Genomic DNA, 19,357 nt, shown 5'->3' with positions numbered 1-19,357 from the left:
TTTTCTTATACCTTATGAAATTATCCACTTTATACACATTATCCACAGCTTACACCCATAAATTTTATCCCCTATTCGTTCACAGTGTTAACCTTTCGTAAATCCAGTGTTTTCGCCTATTTGAACGTTTTATACACAATTTAGAGGGGTTCTGTGGATAACTTTGTGCACAACACTAATATTGGAAAATAAATTGCTTTATTTCCTTCTGCCGATATAGAGCAAATGCGATGATGATCCCAGTAGATGCTCATCAGCCGCATAGTCGAATAATAGCTGCAGAAAAGCTCGGTATTCATGCTCGCCTGCCGTTTCCCAATAACGTAATTGCTCACTCGTCAAAGCACCTGCTGCGCTTGTAGAACCGATAAGCTTAATGGACTCGAATCCATTCGCTTCCATGAACGGCTTTATCTCGTTAATAGTGAAGGCATAAGCGCCTGTGAAACGCCCCTCGTCTGAATGATTAAAAACGCCTGTTTCCATATACTTACGGATTTCATCCATACGATCAGTCGGCTTCCAGTGCTCGGGATAGGCTAATGCGTTTTGCAAATGCCTCACTCTCGTCATAAAAGCAACAAAAACATAACCGCCCTTTTGTGTCACCCTGTACAGCTCACTGACGGACTTTTCCCGGTCCGTCCTTTCTTGCAAATGATAAAGCGGGCCCATCATTAGTGATGCTGTGAATGCCTCGTCGCCAAATAAGCTAAGGTTTCTAGCATCGGCCACATAAAAACCATTGAAGTGTTTCTCCAGCATGAGATCCTTTGCCTTGTCACGAGCGATTTGTACCAATCTAGGCGTCAAATCGGTTATGGTAACGCTCAGACTGCTAATAAAATGCCAATGGACTATGAATTCAAGGGGCGCTCGATCGAGACGCCCCCATTCATCGAATTGGTTGTAATACTCAAGGATGTGGTTCATTGCATTCGCCCCCATCACTTTAACCATTTGGCTCAGCTAAGCTTGGTATTAATTAACCGCTAGATTCGTTGTTGGTCGTACAACTCTGCTGCCCGTTGTCATCACCGCTTGATTACACGCGGCCACATACGCCTGTGCGGCGGCAAGTACAATATCGTTATGAATTGAGGTTCCGCGGAATCTCTGCTTCTCGTGCACGATGCTGACGACAGCTTCGCCATGCGCATCCTCTCCGGTCGATAGGGAGTGAAGCTCCAGATCCTCGAACTCTGCGGCTACGGGTATGGCCTGCTGAATCGCATGGATGACCGCCTCGATTGGGCCTGCTCCCATAGCGATGTAGGAATGCTCTTCTCCATGCTCGTTCTCACGGATCGTTACTGTTGCTGTACGGGAGCGCTGCGTACCCGCATGTACATGCAGATCAACGAGCACGTAAGGATCTGGCTGTGTTTGTGTCAGCTCTCCTGCTATGCGGATAAGCTCATCATCCGTAACGATTTTTTGCGCATCGGCTTTCGCCTTGAACTTGTCATACACATCCTGCAGCTGCACATCTGTCATATCGATGCCGAATTCGGATAGACGATGCTTAATCGCATGACGGCCTGAATGCTTGCCTAGAATAATCATATTGCGTGGAATTCCCATCGCCTCAGGGTCCATGATTTCATACGTATTGCGGTTTTTCAGCAAACCGTCCTGATGGATGCCTGACTCATGCTGGAACGCATTGCGCCCGACAATTGGCTTGTTGAATGCGATTGGAAAGTTCATGGCTCTGCTGACCATGCGTGAAGTTTCAAATATCTCTCCGATTTGAATATTCGTTTGGGCCTGAATCGCATCCTTACGCGTTTCAATCGCCATCACGAGCTCCTCAAGCGAGCAATTGCCTGCCCGTTCACCGACACTGTTCACCGTCACCTCAATTTGCGTAGCCCCGCCATGGATAGCCGCGATGCTGTTGGCTACCGCAAGACCCAGATCATTATGGCAATGTGCGCTGTATCGTACCGTTTCGCCGCCTCTTGCTTGACTGCGAACCGCGCGGAACAGCTCGCTCATTTCCTCAGGCATCGCATAACCAAGCGTATCGGGCAGATTGATAATCGTTGCGCCTTCTGCAATGACCGCCTCTACAAGTTGGATAACGAAATCTCTTCCCGAACGAGTGGAGTCCATGGCGGAGAACTCGATTTCGTCGACAAATTGTTTGGCGTAAGCGACCATATCACGAGCAATCTTGATGACCTCGTCACGCGATTTGCGCAGTTGGTGATTCAGATGGATATCGGATGAAGAGATAAAGAGGTGAAGCCGTCTGCGTGCCGCATCCTGTGTCGCTCGGACAGCAGCATCGATATCCCCCTTCACCGCTCTTGCGAATCCAGCAATTTCAACATGCTGCAGTTCCCGCGAAATCTGCTGGACAGCTGCGAACTCGCCAGGGCTCGAAACAGGGAAACCCGGCTCGATCACGTCAATGCCTAATTTGCCAAGCTGACGCGCAATAATAATTTTGCGTTCGGGATCAAGCGAAGCTCCAGGGGATTGTTCGCCATCGCGTAGTGTCGTATCAAAGATCTGAATTTTTTTCATTTCGTTTGTCATTGTTATTTCCTCCTAAGGATTAATTGGCAGATCCATTTCCAGGTACATAAGAAGAAACGCCTGACGGCGTCCTTTCTATAGACGCCATCGTTTCGGCGAAACGTATAGAGAAAGGATGAGCGAACTCATATCCTTTCCTATACGTCAAGAGTAAACGGCTGACACTGTCCTCTGAGGCAAAAACAGTCGTTTCGCAGAGATATATAAGCACATTTATATGTGAAAACATATAGATTCTTATATATAAAAAAAGCTCGTCGTCTCCTTGTAAGAGACGACGAGCCTGCGCTGCCGTGGTACCACTCTAATTGGCAAGATCGATCTGCATTGCTCAGCGAGGCTTCTTGTACAAGGAAGCTTGCTTAGCTTTATGCAGGGATTCATGCCCGCTTAAATGCCCGATGACGGCGGCTAGCCGTAACGATGTAGGGATCTGCCTATTATGCAGTCTTTCCACCGTTCCGCTCCCAGGCGAGATTCAAACCTCAGCTTCGACTGCGTCGCACCACCCCGCAGCTCTCTGTTCGAATTCAGCTCTCATAATTAGCTTGAGATTGCCGAGCTCTGTTTTGCCAGCTTTATGTTCTACTGCTCCTGTTCATTGCGTTTCCACACTATGTTAGTTGCAACTGATTCGATTAATGGTTAGCTGCTTCACATCATAGACAACAAGAAAAGCCTGTCGTCTCTTGAATCAAGAGACGACAGGCTTTAAAAGACCCGCGCGGTACCACCCTTGTTGACTCCCATACGCTCGCAAACGAGCAGGGACGCCCAACTTAAGCATATGGCCAACTCCGGATGTTGACTCACATGCACCCTATGACGGCGGTCAACCGTAACAATGTACCTGCATGGCAATCGGCATTTCCTAAACGGCCGCCATCGTTTCCATTGTTCCGCTCCCAGGTGAGCTTCAAGCATCCTTCGACTGCGTTGCACCATCCCGCAGCTCTCTGTACCGCAGCGAATCATGAATGAAGCCATTCAAGCCGCGCTGCCGTTATTCCCGGACAAGCTTTACTGTTCCTGTTCTTTGCGTTTATAACGTATGAGATTATGTTGTGAAGTATTGTTGCTTATTATATGCGCATAGAAATAGTCTGTCAATTCCGTTTTCAAAACTTTTTTAATCCGCCTTGCCCACAGACCAGCTCTCCAGCGAAAAGCCTGGATCGCCTTTCATATCGAGATCCGTGAATTGCGACCGTTTAAGCTTAAGATAGGCTGCTGCTCCGATCATTGCAGCATTATCGGTGCACAATGCATGCGAAGGTACAAGAAGCGGTATTTTTTCGGCATCGCATTTCGCTGCCAAAGCCTTGCGAAGCCCTCGGTTAGCCGCAACGCCTCCGCAGAGCAGCAGCTGCTTCGCGCCGTAATGGCGAACGGCACGCAGCGCTTTAGTGACAAGCACCTCGGTTACCGACTCCTGGAACCCCCGTGCCAGCGCAGCTTCATCCAGCGCCAAGCTCTTCATTCTGTGCTGGTTAATTACGGCCAGCACAGCCGACTTCAAGCCGCTGAAGCTGAAATCATAGCTGTCTGTCTCCAGCCATGCTCGAGGCAATACGATCGTATTCTCTGCTTCGATAGCGAGCTTGTCGATATGCGGTCCACCTGGATAGGGCAGACGAAGCGCGCGCGCTACTTTGTCATAAGCTTCGCCGACCGCATCGTCCCGAGTACGTCCCACGACCTGGAATTCGCCTTCGCTCTCCATCCGTACAAGCTCCGTGTGTCCTCCGGAAACGACAAGCGCCATGCAGGGATACACAATGTTATGCTCAAGCTCGTTCGCATAAATATGTCCAGCAATATGATGCGTGCCGATGAGCGGAATATCGAGCGCCATCGATAGGCTCTTGGCCGCAACAATACCTACTAGCAAAGCGCCAACAAGACCGGGACCTTGCGTTACAGCGATAGCAGACAGGTCCCTCAACGAGAGGCCTGATTCCTTAACCGCCTGCTCGATAATAAGCGTAATGGACTCCACATGCTTGCGTGAAGCAATCTCGGGAACGACTCCCCCGTAACGCTCGTGAATTTCAATCTGACTGGATACCACATTGGACAAAATATGCTTTCCGCCGCGGACGACCGCTGCCGACGTCTCATCGCAGCTAGTCTCGATTGCTAGAATAATATCGTTCATTGGCTGAATGCCATCTGCCCTGTTCAACTGACTCACAATCATTGCTCCCCTGCTTTCAACCGCTCTTGGTCGAGCTCCGCCCACATAATTAGCGCATCCTCGTTGTTGTCTGAATAATAGCGCGGACGAATGCCAGCCGGCTCAAATCCGTATTTTCGGTAAAGCTGCTGCGCGATTTCGTTGGACGGGCGGACCTCCAGCGTCATTTTGGCCGCACCGAAAAATACCGCCGTCCGCTGCAGCTCCGAAAGGAGGCAGCTACCGAGACCTTGCCCGCGAAAATCCGCTCTTACTGCGATATTCGTAACATGCGCTTCGTCCATAATGATCCACATGCCGCCGTAGCCTATAATATGACCCTCGTATTCCATAATCATATAACGGGCGAATAAGTTGTTCATAAGCTCATTCGTAAACGCCTCTGCCGTCCACGGGCTCGTAAAGGCCTCGTGTTCGATATCGACGATTTCGGGAATATCCGCCATAGTCATCGCACGATAAATGAGCTCGTTCACATCGACTATCATTGCTTCGTCCCACCCTCCTGCTTCGCTTTCCAGACGACTTCTGCCTCCGTAAGCTGGGTATAGTTTGGAATAAAGGTGTGCGGATCCTCCGTCAAGCCGGCTTCCAGTTTCATGCGACCCAGCTTAGCAATCCATTGCCCCTCTTGGATGAAAGGCTGCAGCTTGACTGCCACGCCTGCCACTTCGCCAATCTGCTGCAAACGTGCAGCCTCCTGTTCGTGAAGAGACAGATCGCCAACGAGAGAGATGCTTCGAACTTTGCCTTTCTGCTCTTGCAATCGCTGCTCCAGCTTATCTACAAAATCCTTCATAAGCCTAACACCGTCATCGAGCCAGCGGTTCCACTGCGATTGACCGTTCATCGAGAAGCCGGATGAGTATACTTGTCCCCGGCGCGCGTCCATAATCGGAAGCACCCAGTGCTCTTCCTCTGCATTTACAGGAACCTCTGAACGAGGTTCCATAGGTTGATGCCATGCGCCAAAAGCCAGCGCCTCCAGGCTGGATACACCGACTAACGGCTTATTCCAGACCCAAGCAAGCGTCTTCGCTACCGAGACTGCGATTCGCATTCCCGTGTAGGAGCCTGGTCCATTTCCAACGGCTATCGCTTCAATATCTGCTTCGTTAATAGCACATTCACGCAGCATTTCCTTTATATGCGTAACAACATGCACCGAATGATTGCGTTCGGCTAACGTCTGTATTTCTGCAAGTACCTCTTCGCCCTTCACGACAGCTGCTGCCATAGAAGCCGTTGACGTATCCAAAGCCAATATAATTCCCTTATGGCGCTTCTGTTCTGTTGTCATCTGCCTGCTCCCATCTCATTTACGGCACGGCACCAGCTCGCATACCCCTCACCAATTCCGGTTACCTGTATGCGGCGAGCCTCATCGCCAAGGTGCTCGATATAGAGCTCCAGCCGCTCGGCTGGAAGCAGCTCTTTAATCAAGCTTGCCCATTCCACGATCGTAACCCCATCGCCAAAAAAATAGTCATCCAGTCCAAGCTCATCCGCTTCATCCTGTGAAAGCCTGTATACATCCATATGATAAAAGGGAAGACGTTCCCCTTCGTATTCCTTAATGATGGTAAAGGTCGGACTATTCACGATGCCCTTTACACCTATGGCTTTCGCAAAGGCTTGCGAAAACCGCGTTTTACCAGCGCCTAAGTCCCCGTCTAAAGCGAGGATCACACCTGGCTTTACCCAAGCTGCCAGCAGCTCGGCTAAAGCAATCGTATCCTGCTCCGTATTCGCCATCCATATGGCCTGATTGATCTGCTGCTCCATGTTTCATTCACCCGTTCATAACTAAAAATGATTGTAACCGCGTTTCTTAAGCTCTATTCTTCTGCACGAATGAGTGGACGGCCCGCGCTTATCCCCCTGCGACTGGCTGCCGCTTGCCAGCACGACGCCAGGCTCCCCTTCTTCGGTTTCCCCGATAATAAAAAAGGGAAGGCCCTCCTCATGAAAGACTGCTCGCATGCCGTCCGCATCTTGACTATCCATCGTACCGAGAAGCACGTAATCCTCGCCGCCATAAAGCATCCATTCAAGCGGATCGATGCCGACTTTAGCAGCATAAGCTGCCAGGCTGCCGCTTCTTGGAAGCAGCGCTTCGTTCAGAACGAGGCGAAGCTTGGACGCCTCTGCGATTTCCCAAGCTTCGCTTGCAAGACCATCGCTGACATCGTTAAGCGACCGGCAGCTTCCGCACTCTTGCAGCAGCCTCCCAGCACGCACAGAGGGGTTAGGCCGTTGATGCGCCAACACCAACAGCTCTTCCCCTGTCCCGCTGAATTCGGCTGGGGACAGTCTCTCACCCGCTCGCTGTTCCCGCTCCTGCGCCAGCAGCGCATGCAGCCCCGCCGCCGACTTCCCGACAGCGCCGGTCACAAACACCGCATCGCCCGGCTTCGCGCCCGAGCGAAGCAGCTCACGCCCCGCCTCCACGGTTCCCGTCACCGTAACGGCGACAACCAACTGCCCGGGCGACGACGTCGTATCGCCGCCTACAATTGCAACCCCGTAGCGCTCGGCGCACTCGTACAGCCCATCGTACAGCCTTCGCATCCGCTCAGGCGTATACGCGGGCGGTACGCTGACCGAGACGAGCGCATGCAAAGGCATGCCTCCCATCGCCGCAATATCGCTAATGTTCGCTGCAAGCGCCTTGTAGCCGACATCCTCGTCCCGCATCGTCGACTGCTTAAAGTGGACGGTCTCCACCATCGTGTCGACCGCCAGCAGCAGCCGCTTCGGCGAGGCTACGCCATCCTCCGCCAACGCTGCATCGACGACGGCGGTATCGTCGCCGATGCCCCTCACAACGCCGCGCCGCTGCTGCCAGTTTTCTCCTTGCCTATCTGCCGTCCAATGACGTATACTCGCAAACTCATCCACAGCGCCGCACTCCTTCATTCCAATACAATAGGCAGAAGCTGTCCTGCTTCATGATCTGCGTGCATCGGCTACTATCATCATTAGTGAATATCGCGTTTCTTAAACCGTCCGCCCTTCACATCGTGAATATTGCCGACGGCGAGAAACGCCACAGGATCAAGCTCATGCACAATGGATTTCATCTTTGCTTCCTCCAGCCGCGTGATAACGCAGAAGATAACGCGTTTGCTGCCGCCGGTGAAGCCGCCTTCCCCATGCAAATAAGTAACGCCGCGTCCAAGCCGGCTCATAATCGCTGCTCCGATTTCCTTTGCTTCCTCGCTGATTATCCATACTGCCTTGGATTCATCAAAGCCTTCGATCGTCACATCAATCAGCCTGAACGCAATGTAATACGCGATGAGCGAATACATTGCCCGATCCCATCCGAAGACGAAGCCCGCGCTGCCAAGAATAAACAAATTGAAAAACATGACAGTCTCGCCGACCGAGAAAGGCAACCGTTTGTTAAACAGAATCGCTACGATTTCAGTCCCGTCAAGCGAGCCACCGAATCGAATCACCATGCCGACTCCGATGCCTAATATGACACCGCCAAAAATAGCTGCTAAAAACGGCTCTACCGTCAGCGGCGGCACCGGATGAAGCAGAAACGTCCCTAGCGACATGACCGATACGCCATACAATGTCGAAAGAGCGAAAGTTTTGCCGATTTGCTTATATCCCAGAAACAAAAAAGGCAGATTCAATAAAAACAGAAAAAGTCCGAGCGGAAGCGACGACAAATGGGACGCCATGATCGATATCCCAACGATACCGCCGTCAATAATATGATTAGGCACTAGAAAAATCTCCAGCCCAACCGATACCAGTGCTGCGCCTAGCGTAATAAACAACACCCTTTTAAATAGTTCGAGCTTCGAAAGCCTATGGTGCTGCAATGAACCCATACGTGAACTCACATCCCCTGCTAGCTCTTTTTCTCATTATTTTACCTTAAACGCTATCAGATATAAAGCAACTCTACTATTATTGCAAAAAGAAACCTCCCATCTCGGCAGTAAGTGGCTGCCGGGATGGGAGGTTTCTTTCTCATTCGCATTAGCCGATAACCGAGAACGCCTCAACGCCCGCAGGTATCGATTTCGTCCGATAAACTCTACCGAAGCTGTCATAAACTTGGATGGTATAATTAACGGTTGTCAATGTCGAAATTGCGCTAAAATACACGACTCCGAACCGATCGAAAAAAGCCGTCTGAACGAGCGTATTGCCTCTGAATAATGCTGCATTGAAACCAGTTGTATTAAACGGAACGCCTCTGTTGTCTACCCATAGCACCGTCAAACGGTTAAAGGTCGGACCGCTTTGCTGGCTGCCTGGCGGCGTTTTTTTGAGCAAAATTTTATTGACGCTTTTCGGATTGAACAAGGGGGGTCTTGCACGATTTGCCATACTATCACTCCTTCCCGCATTTATATTAAAATATGCGAGACTGGAAGTTTTGGTATGGTCTTTCCCCTATGTCCTATGCCTAAATCGATAGCTTCATAAACTTACAGTTCCTTGACGATTGTGATATAGAGCTCGTCCTTCAGCTCCAGCTCATAAGGCTCAGCAGGCATCGTTCCGTTCGCCTCCATGATGATGCGTACGCGAGGACGGTGAACCGCCAGCTCATTGTTTTCTGTTACGACGCCGACTTGCCCCGTACTCAGCAGCAGCGAGGTTGCAACCGGATAAATCGATATATGCCTGCAAAACAGCTTGATTAGATCCAAATCAAAAAATGTGCCTCCAGCAGCAAACAAAAACTCAATCGCTTCGTTCGCCGTGTACCTCTTCCGATAGGGCCGAGGCGAGGTTAAAGCATCAAACGTATCCGCTAATCCCACGATTTGGCCGAAAATGTGAATATCATTTTCCTTTAGTCCACGCGGATAACCCGAGCCGTTGTAGCGTTCATGATGCTGAAGCGCGCAATGGGCGGAGACGATCGAAATATCATGATATTTCCGCAGAATATCGAATCCGTCCTTCGCATGCGCCTCCACAACCTTATGTTCTTCCGCAGTAAAAGCTCTCGTTTGATTCAGCAGCTTGGCCGGCACTTTTGTCATCCCGATATCGAATAAAAGAGCGCCGATTCCAAGCTCTTCAAGCTGATTGCGGTTAAATCCCTTGGCTATGCCCATAATGCCTGCGAGCACCGCTACGTTAAATGAATGCTGAAACAAATAACCGTCCATTGCATGAATGCTTGATAAATTTACAAGCATATTGGGCCTTGTCGCCAGGTCCTGCATAATCTGCCCGAAGACCGCACGAAAATTCCGTCCCATGTCAGGTGCAATGGTTCGTCCCTTCGATACGGTCTGGTCTTTGAAGGAGTTCATCGTCTTATAAATGGTATCGACTGCCTGCTTCCGCGTTTCTTCGCGGATCGCATCCTCGGGGATAATATCCGCTGTCATTCCATCCTCTATGAACAGAAAGTCAATGCCTAAGTTGCACAATCGATCAATATAACGATCGTTCAGCTCCACCCCTTCTCCCAGAAGAACGTTTCCGTTTTCCTGAAATATGGGCTTTGCCACCTTGTCTCCCGGCTTGACCATTCCAATTTGCACTTTTCTCATTAGATTAGTTCCCGCCTTCGATAGTTTAGCGCTTTTAACCGGATAGCATCTATTTTAGCAGAACTATCTTCGACTGACTATGCCGATCCCATTGAAAAAAAGCCTGAACAAATTGTTCAGGCTACTAGGCTAATTTCCGTTTCACGATTCGATTGCGTCCGTTATACTTCGCTTCATACAAGGCTGCATCTGCCTGGGCAAGCAGCTCCCTCAGGAAAGCTTTCGGATCGGCTAGGTCAGCCGGCTCGAAATGCTCGATCGAAATGACGCCCATGCTAATCGTAACCGAAACCGGCGGCTCGCCGATTCCCGTGCTGACTTTGTTCTGCTCGACGGATTCCATAAGCAACTCGGCAATGATATCAGCCTGCTCCCGATTCGTATGCGGCAAATAAACAGTAAACTCCTCGCCGCCGTAGCGAGCGAGTATATCCGTGAACCGAAGCGATCCGCGAACAGCATCGACGGTACCGCAGAGCACCTCGTCTCCTACCAAATGCCCATACTTATCGTTGATTGATTTGAAATGATCAAGATCAAATAGGAAGATAGAAAAAGGGATGCCGTAGCGAATGTTCGCTACAACCTCTTGCTCTAGCTGATGGAGCAGATAACGACGGTTGAAGCAGCCCGTCAAGCCGTCGGTTATCGCCATCTGCTCAAGCTTCTTATTCGCCTGGAACAGCTCGTCCTGCATAATAAGCAAATCCCGGTTACGATCATGAAGCTGTTCGTTCTGGCTGTTTGTTTCCTCTACCAGCATGCGAAGTTCAGTCACATCCTGAAAGGTCAGCACCCTTCCGACCGGCGTTTTTTTGTGATTGAGGATCGGTGCAGACTGAACAATAACATGGCGATACTTATCATAGGTAATGGCAATTTCAATTTCCAATCTATCCAAAGGACGTTTGCGCTGCTCTTCGAAAAAAGCCATGAATTCCCGGGAAACGTCTCCCTTGAATTGCGGCCCTAGAATCGCAGGGTTGAATTTGTCGCCGATTCTCAGCCGGAAGATTGGCTTAATGACTTTGTTCAACTCAATAATGATATCGTATTCATCCAACACGATAATGCCCATCGACATCGTGTTCATGACATCTCTTTGGACCGTTTGGATGATATCTAGCACCTTATGTCTCCGAATGGCATGTACCAAATAAATGGCTGCAAACGCCATTCCTACCGAAATGAGCGGTACATACCGATTAATTTCTTCAATTAGGATGATATTCACGATTAAATCCGCCAAAGCGAAAGCAACCAATACGATCATACCGATAAAGGCTGTCTTGATTACCGTGCGCTGCCGATCGGAGTTTTCTCCGCGAAGCTTGTAGAACATCACGATAAACGAGACCGATACGTAAAGAATGAGCTGCACGATCATAATCCAATACAACGGACCATGCTGAAGCTGCTTGAGCGGACTGAGCTTTTCGTTAATGCTTAGAAACATGCCGTTTGGGTTTGCGACAACCGCGGCCACCGAAATAAGTGCAGGAACCGCCAAAATGAACAACCGGCTCTTTCGTATCACATACGATTGGCCGGTGAGATAGAGAATAAAGGCAAACCATCCGAGCCCAAGCAGAGAGAGCCCTATGTAGGAAGCGGAGAGGTAAAATAGCTTGAAACTGGCTGAATTGACCGTTTGCGCGGCAAATTGCGAGAAAGTCCAGCTCATGAAGACGACATGCAGAAAAAGGTATATGCGATGCAGTACCGTGACGGTGCTTGTGGCAAACACGTAGAAAAACAAGCCGAGCAGCACTAGAAACATACTAAAGTCTAGCCAGATCATCCATTCCATTACGGTTCACCCATTCATTAGATAGCCATCTTCTTCCATTGTATCAAATGTTAATTCCATCGACAATTGCTTAATATCAAAAATCTCAAAGTTTAACGATTGATTTTTATGCCTTATTCAGAAATAGACGCCGGCCAACGCCCTTCAAGCATATGCTCTAGAGAAGGTGAAATGCTCAGAAATTGGCGGAATTGCTTATATTGCTCCCATTTCTTCAACGAAGGCTTCTGCTCCTCGGATCTCACTGCCCGAATAAGCAGGTTTTTGGGCGTATGCTCCGGATCTACAAACTCCAGCATTTGCACCTTATAGCCAAGCACCTCCAGCAGAGTTCCGCGGGCAGCGTCGGTAGCAAGCGCCGAGAAGCGCTCCTTCAGCAGTCCTTGAGAAAGCAGCGGTGCGAGAACGTCATTGCTTACCTGCTTGAACAGCTCGTGCTGGCAGCATGGAACCGACATAATAACGGAAGCGCCCCAATTGACCGCCTTTGCCAGCGCGGCATCTGTTGCCGTATCACAGGCATGCAGCGTAACCACCATATCAGCTTCGTGGAGTTCCTCATAATCAGCGATATCGCCAACGAGAAATTTCAGTTTGTCATAGCCCAGCTTCTCAGAGAGCTCGGAGCAGAATGCGATAACATCCGCCTTCAGATCAAGACCGATAATGCGAATATTGCGCTGCTGTTCGATTGCAAGCAGATGATAAAGCGCAAACGTCAAATACGACTTCCCACAGCCAAAGTCGACAATCGTCAGCTCTTTGTCCTTCGGCAAATAAGCAAGCACATCCGTTACCATTTCAAGAAAGCGATTAATTTGTTTATATTTATCCTGCTTCTTGGCGTGGACCAGGCCTTCCGGCGTCATGATGCCGAGTTCAACAAGAAACGGAGCCGCCTTGCCCTCGGCAAGCACACGCTGCTTCTGCCTGTTGTGCTGCTGGACGCTTTTTTGAGCATCTCCGGTTGGAGGCTTCTTCAGAATCGCAGCTTTGCCTTTCTTGTTAAAGAGCAACTGAACATCCGCTTCAGATGTTTTAATAAGCGCTTGCCTGTAGTGATCCTGCAGCAATGCGATCATTCGCTCGCCTGCCTCGGGCGCTGCAAGATTATCATGCGTCACCTTATTGGCGAAATGGTATTCGAATTGGTAGAACAGACCATTCTTCATCTCGATAGGACGAATAATTGTTTTTGGCGCTGTGGTACCATCCTTGCGTTTTGGCTGGCTTAGCGATGCTTGCAGCAGCTCCTTGCCGCCGATCCAGCCAGCGATGTCTTGCTGCCATTGTTCTGTCATGATGCTGTCTCACTCCTAGCCCTTAATGTAACTAAACGCCGCTTCGCGCTCAGCCGGTTATACGTTATGATGCCCAGGCAATGATTCAAGCCCTAGCATTATTTCCTCCCGCGGCAGCCCGCCTGCCTCAAGCGCACTGTCTGTCTGCAGGAGCATTCGCCGATAAATGGCCTCTGCCTCCGCCAGCCCGAGCGCGTTATCCTCAAGCAGCTCATGCATGAGGTTCTCAGCAGAGTCGAATCGGCCTTCCTCTACATTCCACTCCAATAGCAGCCGTTTGGACTTCATGGGCAGTTCATAAGGAAGGAGCTTGTCCTGCAGCTCCTTGATCATCTCGCGAGGCTCGGCAAACGTTGGCTCTGCGCCGGCAAGCGCTAATCTCACAAAGAGGTGAAGGGATTTCAAATAAGCGAAGAAGCTCTCATCCTCGCGTTCCAGCTCCGCATTGACCTCTGCTTCCTGTTTCATTAACAAGGCAATCGCTTGCAGGTGGTCCGTTTCCAATATCCCGTTCGTTGTCATCATTTTCATTAAATCCTCGTCAGACAAGGATCGAATCAGCTTGCTGCTCAGTCGGAACTTTTTGTCGAGCAGCTCATCGATGTAGAGCAGCGCATCCTCATGCTTGCGCTCGCGCCTAAGATTTAAGATTTGGCCTACCGCTTCGGTCATCTGCTCAATCATGCGCATGAAATAGTCGCGTTGAAACATTTGGTTCCCCCTCTCCTTGCCTGCTACTGCTTGGCGTTCACGAAGCTGCGGATTGCCGCAATCAATGCCTTAGGCTGCTCGACCATCCCCATGTGGCCGGCACTGTCAAGCTGTACCTTTGTAGTTTGGGCGTTGACTGCCGCAAACGCGCTCTCCAGCGGAATCACTTTATCATTTGCGCCAGCTACGAGCAGAACAGGCAGCTCCAACTGCTCAATGACATGCTTGCGGTCTTCCCTTGCCTTCATGCCTTTAGCTGTCGCCACTGCTCCCCGCAGCGATGTGCCGTATCCGATTACTTTGCCGCGCTCAACCTCTCCTTGCAGCGCTTCTAGATTAGCTGGCGCAAACAGCTTTGGAATCAAGCCGTCAATAAATGCAGGCACGCCGTTTTGCTCCAATGCCGCAACGGCTTTATCCCGGTTTTCCTTCGCGGCCTCGCCATCCGGTAGCGCTGTCGAGTGGATAAGCCCAATAGCAGACAGCTTCTTGCTGTATTTCTCAGCAAATGCCAAGGTGATATAGCCGCCTAAAGAGTGGCCTAGCAGTACCGCGTTATGGACGTTTAGCTTAATGAGCAGCTCCGCAACATCGTCCGCATATTTCTCCATCGTATAGACTTCTTCTTCAGGCGCCGAACTTCTGCCATGGCCGCGAGCGTCCAGTGCAAGGATACGTACTGACTGCTCCAGCTCCTCTACGATTTGCTCCCAATAGGCAGAGCTTCCGCAATAGCCATGCAGCAATACAACAACCTCTGTAATATCGTCGGCAGCACCTCCGTCATGGGGATGCGAATCATAATATGCAAGCTCTAAACCGTTATTAAGCAATACCTTGCGCTGTGCGATTGAATATACTTCCAAAGCGTCTTCTTTACCCATATTTCTCATACTCCTTTATACAATCGGAATTTTCCATTCAGTGTCATGCGTTTTGTCCTGTTCCTTATCCTTACTCCATGCTGCCTCAATAGCGTCTACCGCATCGCGTGCCATGCGCATGACTTGGTAAAGGGATGTCGTCTGAAGCATCCAATAGGCTTTAGGCCCGTTCGCATTAACGACGCCGGCGATGCTGAACTGGCCTATCGGAGGCAGCCTGCGGCCAATTGCCTTGCCTGGCTGAAGCGGGCCTTCCGCTACCAAAAAACGGCCAATAGAGGATGGCTTGCCCAAACAGGCATCGATTGCGATTATCGTCGCTTCCTTTGGAACGGCTTGCACTGCCTGCTCTTCAGCATGTGCATCGCATGGTGATTGCAAGGTTCCGATCACTTGCTTCCAGCCGCGCTCCTTGAGCATGCTTCCGATGAGCGGACCCAAGGAATCGCCGGATGACCGGTCACTGCCGATACATACGAATACGATGCTGTCGCGATCACTGTGCCTTGCTGCAATGGATGCAAGAAAGGGTTCTATTTCGAACTTCGTTAACTGTTCCGTGGCCGTGCACCTGCCCTGTGATCGTATACTTTTCATTTCTGTCTAATTGTATCCAATTTTATGATCCTGTTCAATTTGTGGTCATTGCCGAGTGAAACATGATACAATTGCTGCATTGCAAACATGTACGAAGAAACCATATCCATCGAGCCCTTTTCGGCTCGAATACCATTCGGGAGGCACTACATGACTAATTTAGACCAGCAAACCCAAGAAAACGTCGAGTTTATGATCGATGTCATCAAAACGAAGCTCAAAATGGCTTCCGCTGCCGCTATGCAAGCTTCCAACTTCGACCTCGGCAAATATGAAGATATAAGAGACCTATATGAGGTAGTCGCTTCCAAGGAAAAGTTCAGCATAAGTGAAGTTGAAGCCTTGGTATCCGAACTTGGCAAGCTCCGCATTCAATAAGAACATTTTAAAACAATATATTCCAGTATCAGACATTTATTTTCATATTGCGACAAAAGAAGAACCGAGCCTGGCAACTGCGCCTAGCTCGGTTCTTTTCGGCAATCAACTAATTCTGTTCTTCCTCTTCCGCTACCACGCCTACGATCGAAAGCTTTATAGATACGTCTTTATGCTCGCCTTTAAGGAAATGGGCAATTCGCTCCAGCTTATCCGCAAGCTCCGGACCGCTCAAGGTCATATTCAAATGATAGTCAAAGCTGTCTGCAGGCAGTTTGCGCTCTGACAGTGCGTTTGAGCCGGACCAGCCGCGGTCGCCGCCTGCATTCGCACGGGCGATCAGCTGCTCCTGAACAGGGTAAAATTTATCTGATTTATTCACAACTCTCTCATAGATACGCAGCTTCTTCAACAGCATGTAATATTGCGCAGAGTGCTTGAAATTCCAAGCCTCGCGGATATCCTTAAGCGTATAATCCATCTTCCAGCGTTTAAGCTTCTCTACTTGCTCATCAGTGCTCAGCTGCAAAAAGTCGTCCAGCGGCAGCATTTTTTCGGACATCTTGACCCCTCCGATAAATAGTTTATAGAGTTATAAATATAATAATGCATATTGCTTTGTTTATCATATAAAAAATACCATAAATTTTGTCACTTTACAAATTAATATAATTTCACTTTTCATAAATATACATCCGGTTTATAAAATCCATATAAAAAAAGAAAACCTCCTTACCCACGCTCAGCAAGCTGGGGGAATGGAGGTTTAGCTATCTTAAGCTTTTTGAAGCCCAATCGACGTTAAAAATCGCTCAAATGCCGCTGTGCCGGCTTGTGTTCGCTTATATACGCCAGCATCCTTCAACACATCAAGGAATTTAGCGCCCGTCTCGGATTCGACGATAGCTTTGGCTTGATCAGCCGAATTTGCCGTGCCGAATCGCTCGATGAGCGCTAGCAGCCAGCCCGCGTGATGATGAAGCGGATGCTCCGCTGTCTGAAGGGCTGTAGGATCAGCCGAGGAAGCATCTGTCAGATAAGCAGCGATTTGTCCCAGCTCATCCTTCAAACGTCCAGGCAGCACCGCAAGCCCCATTACTTCGATTAATCCGATATTCTCTTTCTTAATGTGGTGCAGATGCTTGTGCGGATGGAAGATGCCATCCGGATGCTCCTCGCTTGTGCGATTGTTGCGAAGCACCAGATCGATCTCGTATTCTCCATTGTCTCTCAAGCGGGCAATCGGCGTGATCGTGTTGTGAGGCGTTCGCTTCCCGCTCCCATCTTCAGTGAATGCCAGCACATCAGCCGATTCGTCGCTGTAAGCACGCCATTCATCGAGAATCCGGCAGGAGGCGCTATGCACGTCCGCTTTGGAGGAGCCGTTGACTCGTACGACAGACATCGGCCAGTTCACGATACCAAAGCGCACGCCAGGCAGCTTCGGATCAATGAACAAGGTGTCCGTAGAAGCAGCCTCCATGGGGAAAACATGCCTTCCACCTTGGAAGTGGTCATGGCTGAGTATGGACCCGCCAACGATTGGCAAATCTGCATTCGAGCCTATGAAATAATGCGGGAACAGCTCAACGAAATCCAGCAGCCGCGCAAAGGATGAATGGGAAATAACCATCGGCTCATGCGCGCCTTTGAATATGATGCTATGCTCATTGTAATATACATATGGTGAATATTGGAAATACCACTGCTCATTCTGAAGAGTAAGCGGCAATACGCGTAGATTCTGGCGAGCAGGATGATCCGGCCGTCCTGCATAGCCGACATTCTCGATACAGAGCAGACATTTCGGATATTTCGCTTGCGGCATCGTTTTGAGCAGCGCAATTTCCTTCGGGTCCTTCTCCGGCTTCGAGAGATTGATCGTAATCTCAAGCTTGCCGAACGCTGTATCATGCAGCCAATAAAGGTTTTTGCGGATGCGGTCCATTCGAATATAGTTGGAATCGATGCTGAGGTTGTAGAACGCATCTGTAGCCGCCTTCAGCCCCTCCTCCTTTGCCGTGCGCTCGAACGACGCGCTTGCCTCGGAAGGACGCGGCAATAGCATGCCCATTATGCGGGCATCCAGAAGATCGCGATAGGTCGTCGTGTTGTCAGGAATCAATCCAATTGCAAAGCCATAATCGAGCAGCGGCTCAAGCAGCGGAACCGCGCTGTCCAATTGCTCAGCGATGACTTCTCCTTCGAATGCTTCAGTGAAGCCGAATAAATCGAGCAGTTGATTTCTTGCCGCATGCGCGTCCAATGGGTCCACGAGCAGCTTGCGCTGCTCTGCGAATTGCAGCAACCTTTCTATTAGAGCCAGCGCCTCTTGTGCGGGTTGCGCTTGTTGTTGGTTTGACACTTGTTGTTGCCCCTTTCCGTTATGCCCGTTTCCTACTTGTCGCCATAGCCGTTTGGATTCGCTTCATGCCAGCTCCAAGCGCTCTTAATGATATCCTCCAGCTTGTCGCGTTTCGGATTCCAGCCGAGCTCTTTGCGTGCACGGTCTGACGAAGCAACGAGCGTCGCAGGATCTCCTGCACGGCGAGCTTCGAATACTGCAGGAATTTCTTTCCCTGTAACGGCACGCGCAATCTCAATCACTTGCTTGACGGAGAAGCCCGTTCCATTGCCAAGGTTATATACCGCGCTGTCGGCACCGCCGCGCAGGCGGTCTACGGCAAGCACATGCGCATCCGCAAGGTCGCTTACATGAATGTAATCGCGGATGCACGTGCCGTCCGCTGTCTCATAATCCTCTCCGAATACGGAGATGTGAGGACGCTGACCTAGCGCTGCTTGAAGAACGATTGGAATCAAGTGCGTCTCCGGGCTGTGATCCTCCCCGATTTTCCCGCTTTCATGCGCTCCAGCCGCGTTGAAATAACGAAGCGACACGAATTTGATGTTATGAGCCACGTCGAACCATTTCATCATTTTTTCCATAGCCAGCTTCGTTTCGCCATAAGCATTGGTCGGTAGCGTACGATCATACTCGTCGATCGGCACGTTCTCCGGCTCGCCGTAGGTCGCCGCCGTTGATGAGAAAACGATTTTGCGAACATTGTATTCATTCATTTTCTCCAGCAAGCATAGCGTACCGAATACGTTGTTGTGATAATATTTGCCCGGATCCTTCATGCTTTCGCCTACAAGTGAATTCGCTGCGAAGTGAATGACCGCGTCGATTTCGTTTTCCTGGAATACCGTGTCCATGAATGCCGCGTCGCGAAGGTCGCCCTCATAGAGCTTGCCTCCAAGCAATGCTTTGCGATGTCCCTGCTGCATATTGTCAACGATTACGATTTCTTCTCCGCGCTCCTGAAGAGCTGCTACTGCGTGCGAGCCAATATAGCCTGCTCCGCCAGTTACTAAAACGGCCATGATTC

General features: G+C 50.1%; 19 protein-coding genes. 1 reads left to right on the top strand and 18 read right to left on the bottom strand.

Annotated features, from left to right (window positions below; translation table 11 throughout):
• Positions 1-198: 198 nt before the first annotated feature.
• The 15 genes from FHS16_RS12110 to yyaC all read right to left on the bottom strand — a co-directional run bounded on the left by FHS16_RS12110 (position 199) and on the right by yyaC (position 15,587).
• The gene (locus FHS16_RS12110) at positions 199-933 is read right to left on the bottom strand and encodes a class I SAM-dependent methyltransferase (RefSeq protein WP_183562355.1); all 735 of its coding nucleotides are present in this window, start codon (positions 931-933) and stop codon (positions 199-201) included.
• A 48-nt stretch (positions 934-981) separates the two neighbouring features.
• Positions 982-2,547: a 2-isopropylmalate synthase gene (locus FHS16_RS12105; protein WP_246431721.1), complete on the bottom strand. Its 1,566-nt coding sequence runs from the start codon at positions 2,545-2,547 to the stop codon at positions 982-984.
• A gap of 1,129 nt (positions 2,548-3,676) precedes the next feature.
• On the bottom strand, positions 3,677-4,747 hold the full coding sequence (gene tsaD / locus FHS16_RS12100) for a tRNA (adenosine(37)-N6)-threonylcarbamoyltransferase complex transferase subunit TsaD (RefSeq protein ID WP_183562353.1): 1,071 nt from the start codon (positions 4,745-4,747) through the stop codon (positions 3,677-3,679).
• Positions 4,744-5,232 (bottom strand): ribosomal protein S18-alanine N-acetyltransferase, encoded by a 489-nt coding sequence (gene rimI / locus FHS16_RS12095; protein WP_183562351.1) that lies wholly within the window; start codon positions 5,230-5,232, stop codon positions 4,744-4,746. Before rimI ends, tsaD begins: the two co-directional genes overlap by 4 nt.
• Complete coding sequence (gene tsaB / locus FHS16_RS12090; protein WP_183562348.1) at positions 5,229-6,044, bottom strand: tRNA (adenosine(37)-N6)-threonylcarbamoyltransferase complex dimerization subunit type 1 TsaB; 816 nt, start codon at positions 6,042-6,044, stop codon at positions 5,229-5,231. The genes rimI and tsaB overlap by 4 nt, the downstream gene beginning before the upstream one ends.
• Entirely contained in the window at positions 6,041-6,529 is a 489-nt protein-coding gene (gene tsaE, locus FHS16_RS12085; RefSeq protein ID WP_183562346.1) for a tRNA (adenosine(37)-N6)-threonylcarbamoyltransferase complex ATPase subunit type 1 TsaE, read from the bottom strand. Before tsaE ends, tsaB begins: the two co-directional genes overlap by 4 nt.
• A 21-nt stretch (positions 6,530-6,550) precedes the next feature.
• Entirely contained in the window at positions 6,551-7,645 is a 1,095-nt protein-coding gene (gene thiL, locus FHS16_RS12080; protein WP_312890869.1) for a thiamine-phosphate kinase, read from the bottom strand.
• Between the two features lie 80 nt (positions 7,646-7,725).
• On the bottom strand, positions 7,726-8,595 hold the full coding sequence (locus tag FHS16_RS12075; RefSeq protein WP_183562342.1) for a YitT family protein: 870 nt from the start codon (positions 8,593-8,595) through the stop codon (positions 7,726-7,728).
• A gap of 151 nt (positions 8,596-8,746) precedes the next feature.
• Complete coding sequence (locus FHS16_RS12070) at positions 8,747-9,100, bottom strand: hypothetical protein (protein ID WP_183562340.1); 354 nt, start codon at positions 9,098-9,100, stop codon at positions 8,747-8,749.
• Between the two features lie 101 nt (positions 9,101-9,201).
• Complete coding sequence (locus FHS16_RS12065; RefSeq protein WP_183562338.1) at positions 9,202-10,284, bottom strand: HD-GYP domain-containing protein; 1,083 nt, start codon at positions 10,282-10,284, stop codon at positions 9,202-9,204.
• 124 nt (positions 10,285-10,408) lie between these two features.
• Entirely contained in the window at positions 10,409-12,094 is a 1,686-nt protein-coding gene (locus FHS16_RS12060) for a histidine kinase N-terminal 7TM domain-containing diguanylate cyclase (RefSeq protein ID WP_183562336.1), read from the bottom strand.
• A gap of 113 nt (positions 12,095-12,207) precedes the next feature.
• Entirely contained in the window at positions 12,208-13,395 is a 1,188-nt protein-coding gene (locus FHS16_RS12055; protein WP_183562334.1) for a class I SAM-dependent methyltransferase, read from the bottom strand.
• A gap of 57 nt (positions 13,396-13,452) precedes the next feature.
• A complete protein-coding gene (locus tag FHS16_RS12050; protein WP_183562332.1) occupies positions 13,453-14,106 on the bottom strand; it encodes a DUF6483 family protein in 654 nt (217 codons plus the stop codon).
• 23 nt (positions 14,107-14,129) lie between these two features.
• Positions 14,130-14,990: an alpha/beta fold hydrolase gene (locus FHS16_RS12045; protein ID WP_246431720.1), complete on the bottom strand. Its 861-nt coding sequence runs from the start codon at positions 14,988-14,990 to the stop codon at positions 14,130-14,132.
• A gap of 15 nt (positions 14,991-15,005) precedes the next feature.
• Positions 15,006-15,587 (bottom strand): spore protease YyaC, encoded by a 582-nt coding sequence (yyaC, locus tag FHS16_RS12040; protein ID WP_183562330.1) that lies wholly within the window; start codon positions 15,585-15,587, stop codon positions 15,006-15,008.
• Between the two features lie 150 nt (positions 15,588-15,737).
• On the opposite strand from yyaC, the gene FHS16_RS12035 reads away from it, so the two are divergent.
• Positions 15,738-15,965 carry a DUF1128 domain-containing protein gene (locus FHS16_RS12035; RefSeq protein ID WP_183562328.1) on the top strand — a complete coding sequence of 76 codons (228 nt, stop codon included), beginning with the start codon at positions 15,738-15,740 and terminating at the stop codon, positions 15,963-15,965.
• 109 nt (positions 15,966-16,074) lie between these two features.
• Here FHS16_RS12035 and FHS16_RS12030 read toward each other — a convergent pair whose 3' ends face one another.
• From FHS16_RS12030 to galE, 3 genes are all read right to left on the bottom strand, one after another.
• Positions 16,075-16,527, bottom strand: a complete 453-nt coding sequence (locus tag FHS16_RS12030) for a hypothetical protein (RefSeq protein ID WP_183562326.1) — start codon at positions 16,525-16,527, stop codon at positions 16,075-16,077.
• A 213-nt stretch (positions 16,528-16,740) separates the two neighbouring features.
• The gene (locus FHS16_RS12025; RefSeq protein WP_183562324.1) at positions 16,741-18,330 is read right to left on the bottom strand and encodes a UDP-glucose--hexose-1-phosphate uridylyltransferase; all 1,590 of its coding nucleotides are present in this window, start codon (positions 18,328-18,330) and stop codon (positions 16,741-16,743) included.
• Between the two features lie 32 nt (positions 18,331-18,362).
• Positions 18,363-19,352 (bottom strand): UDP-glucose 4-epimerase GalE, encoded by a 990-nt coding sequence (gene galE / locus FHS16_RS12020; protein ID WP_183562322.1) that lies wholly within the window; start codon positions 19,350-19,352, stop codon positions 18,363-18,365.
• Positions 19,353-19,357 lie beyond the last annotated feature (5 nt).

Origin of the sequence: Paenibacillus endophyticus, from assembly GCF_014192395.1 — a bacterium.
Classification (GTDB): Bacteria; Bacillota; Bacilli; order Paenibacillales; family Paenibacillaceae; genus Pristimantibacillus; species Pristimantibacillus endophyticus.
Note: the sequence above shows the minus strand (reverse complement) of the source record. Positions and strands in the feature narration are given on the sequence as shown.

What these genes read in the sequence shown, in the direction of transcription:
- rimI (WP_183562351.1), bottom strand. Translation starts at nt 5,232, where the DNA reads ATGATAGTCGATGTGAACGAGCTCATTTATCGTGCGATGACTATGGCG.
- FHS16_RS12045 (WP_246431720.1), bottom strand. Translation starts at nt 14,990, where the DNA reads ATGGGTAAAGAAGACGCTTTGGAAGTATATTCAATCGCACAGCGCAAG.
- FHS16_RS12070 (WP_183562340.1), bottom strand. Translation starts at nt 9,100, where the DNA reads ATGGCAAATCGTGCAAGACCCCCCTTGTTCAATCCGAAAAGCGTCAAT.
- tsaD (WP_183562353.1), bottom strand. Translation starts at nt 4,747, where the DNA reads ATGATTGTGAGTCAGTTGAACAGGGCAGATGGCATTCAGCCAATGAAC.
- FHS16_RS12055 (WP_183562334.1), bottom strand. Translation starts at nt 13,395, where the DNA reads ATGACAGAACAATGGCAGCAAGACATCGCTGGCTGGATCGGCGGCAAG.
- FHS16_RS12060 (WP_183562336.1), bottom strand. Translation starts at nt 12,094, where the DNA reads ATGGAATGGATGATCTGGCTAGACTTTAGTATGTTTCTAGTGCTGCTC.
- FHS16_RS12105 (WP_246431721.1), bottom strand. Translation starts at nt 2,547, where the DNA reads ATGACAAACGAAATGAAAAAAATTCAGATCTTTGATACGACACTACGC.
- tsaE (WP_183562346.1), bottom strand. Translation starts at nt 6,529, where the DNA reads ATGGAGCAGCAGATCAATCAGGCCATATGGATGGCGAATACGGAGCAG.
- FHS16_RS12075 (WP_183562342.1), bottom strand. Translation starts at nt 8,595, where the DNA reads ATGGGTTCATTGCAGCACCATAGGCTTTCGAAGCTCGAACTATTTAAA.
- FHS16_RS12065 (WP_183562338.1), bottom strand. Translation starts at nt 10,284, where the DNA reads ATGAGAAAAGTGCAAATTGGAATGGTCAAGCCGGGAGACAAGGTGGCA.
- yyaC (WP_183562330.1), bottom strand. Translation starts at nt 15,587, where the DNA reads ATGAAAAGTATACGATCACAGGGCAGGTGCACGGCCACGGAACAGTTA.
- FHS16_RS12050 (WP_183562332.1), bottom strand. Translation starts at nt 14,106, where the DNA reads ATGTTTCAACGCGACTATTTCATGCGCATGATTGAGCAGATGACCGAA.
- FHS16_RS12030 (WP_183562326.1), bottom strand. Translation starts at nt 16,527, where the DNA reads ATGTCCGAAAAAATGCTGCCGCTGGACGACTTTTTGCAGCTGAGCACT.
- FHS16_RS12035 (WP_183562328.1), top strand. Translation starts at nt 15,738, where the DNA reads ATGACTAATTTAGACCAGCAAACCCAAGAAAACGTCGAGTTTATGATC.
- tsaB (WP_183562348.1), bottom strand. Translation starts at nt 6,044, where the DNA reads ATGACAACAGAACAGAAGCGCCATAAGGGAATTATATTGGCTTTGGAT.
- galE (WP_183562322.1), bottom strand. Translation starts at nt 19,352, where the DNA reads ATGGCCGTTTTAGTAACTGGCGGAGCAGGCTATATTGGCTCGCACGCA.
- FHS16_RS12110 (WP_183562355.1), bottom strand. Translation starts at nt 933, where the DNA reads ATGAACCACATCCTTGAGTATTACAACCAATTCGATGAATGGGGGCGT.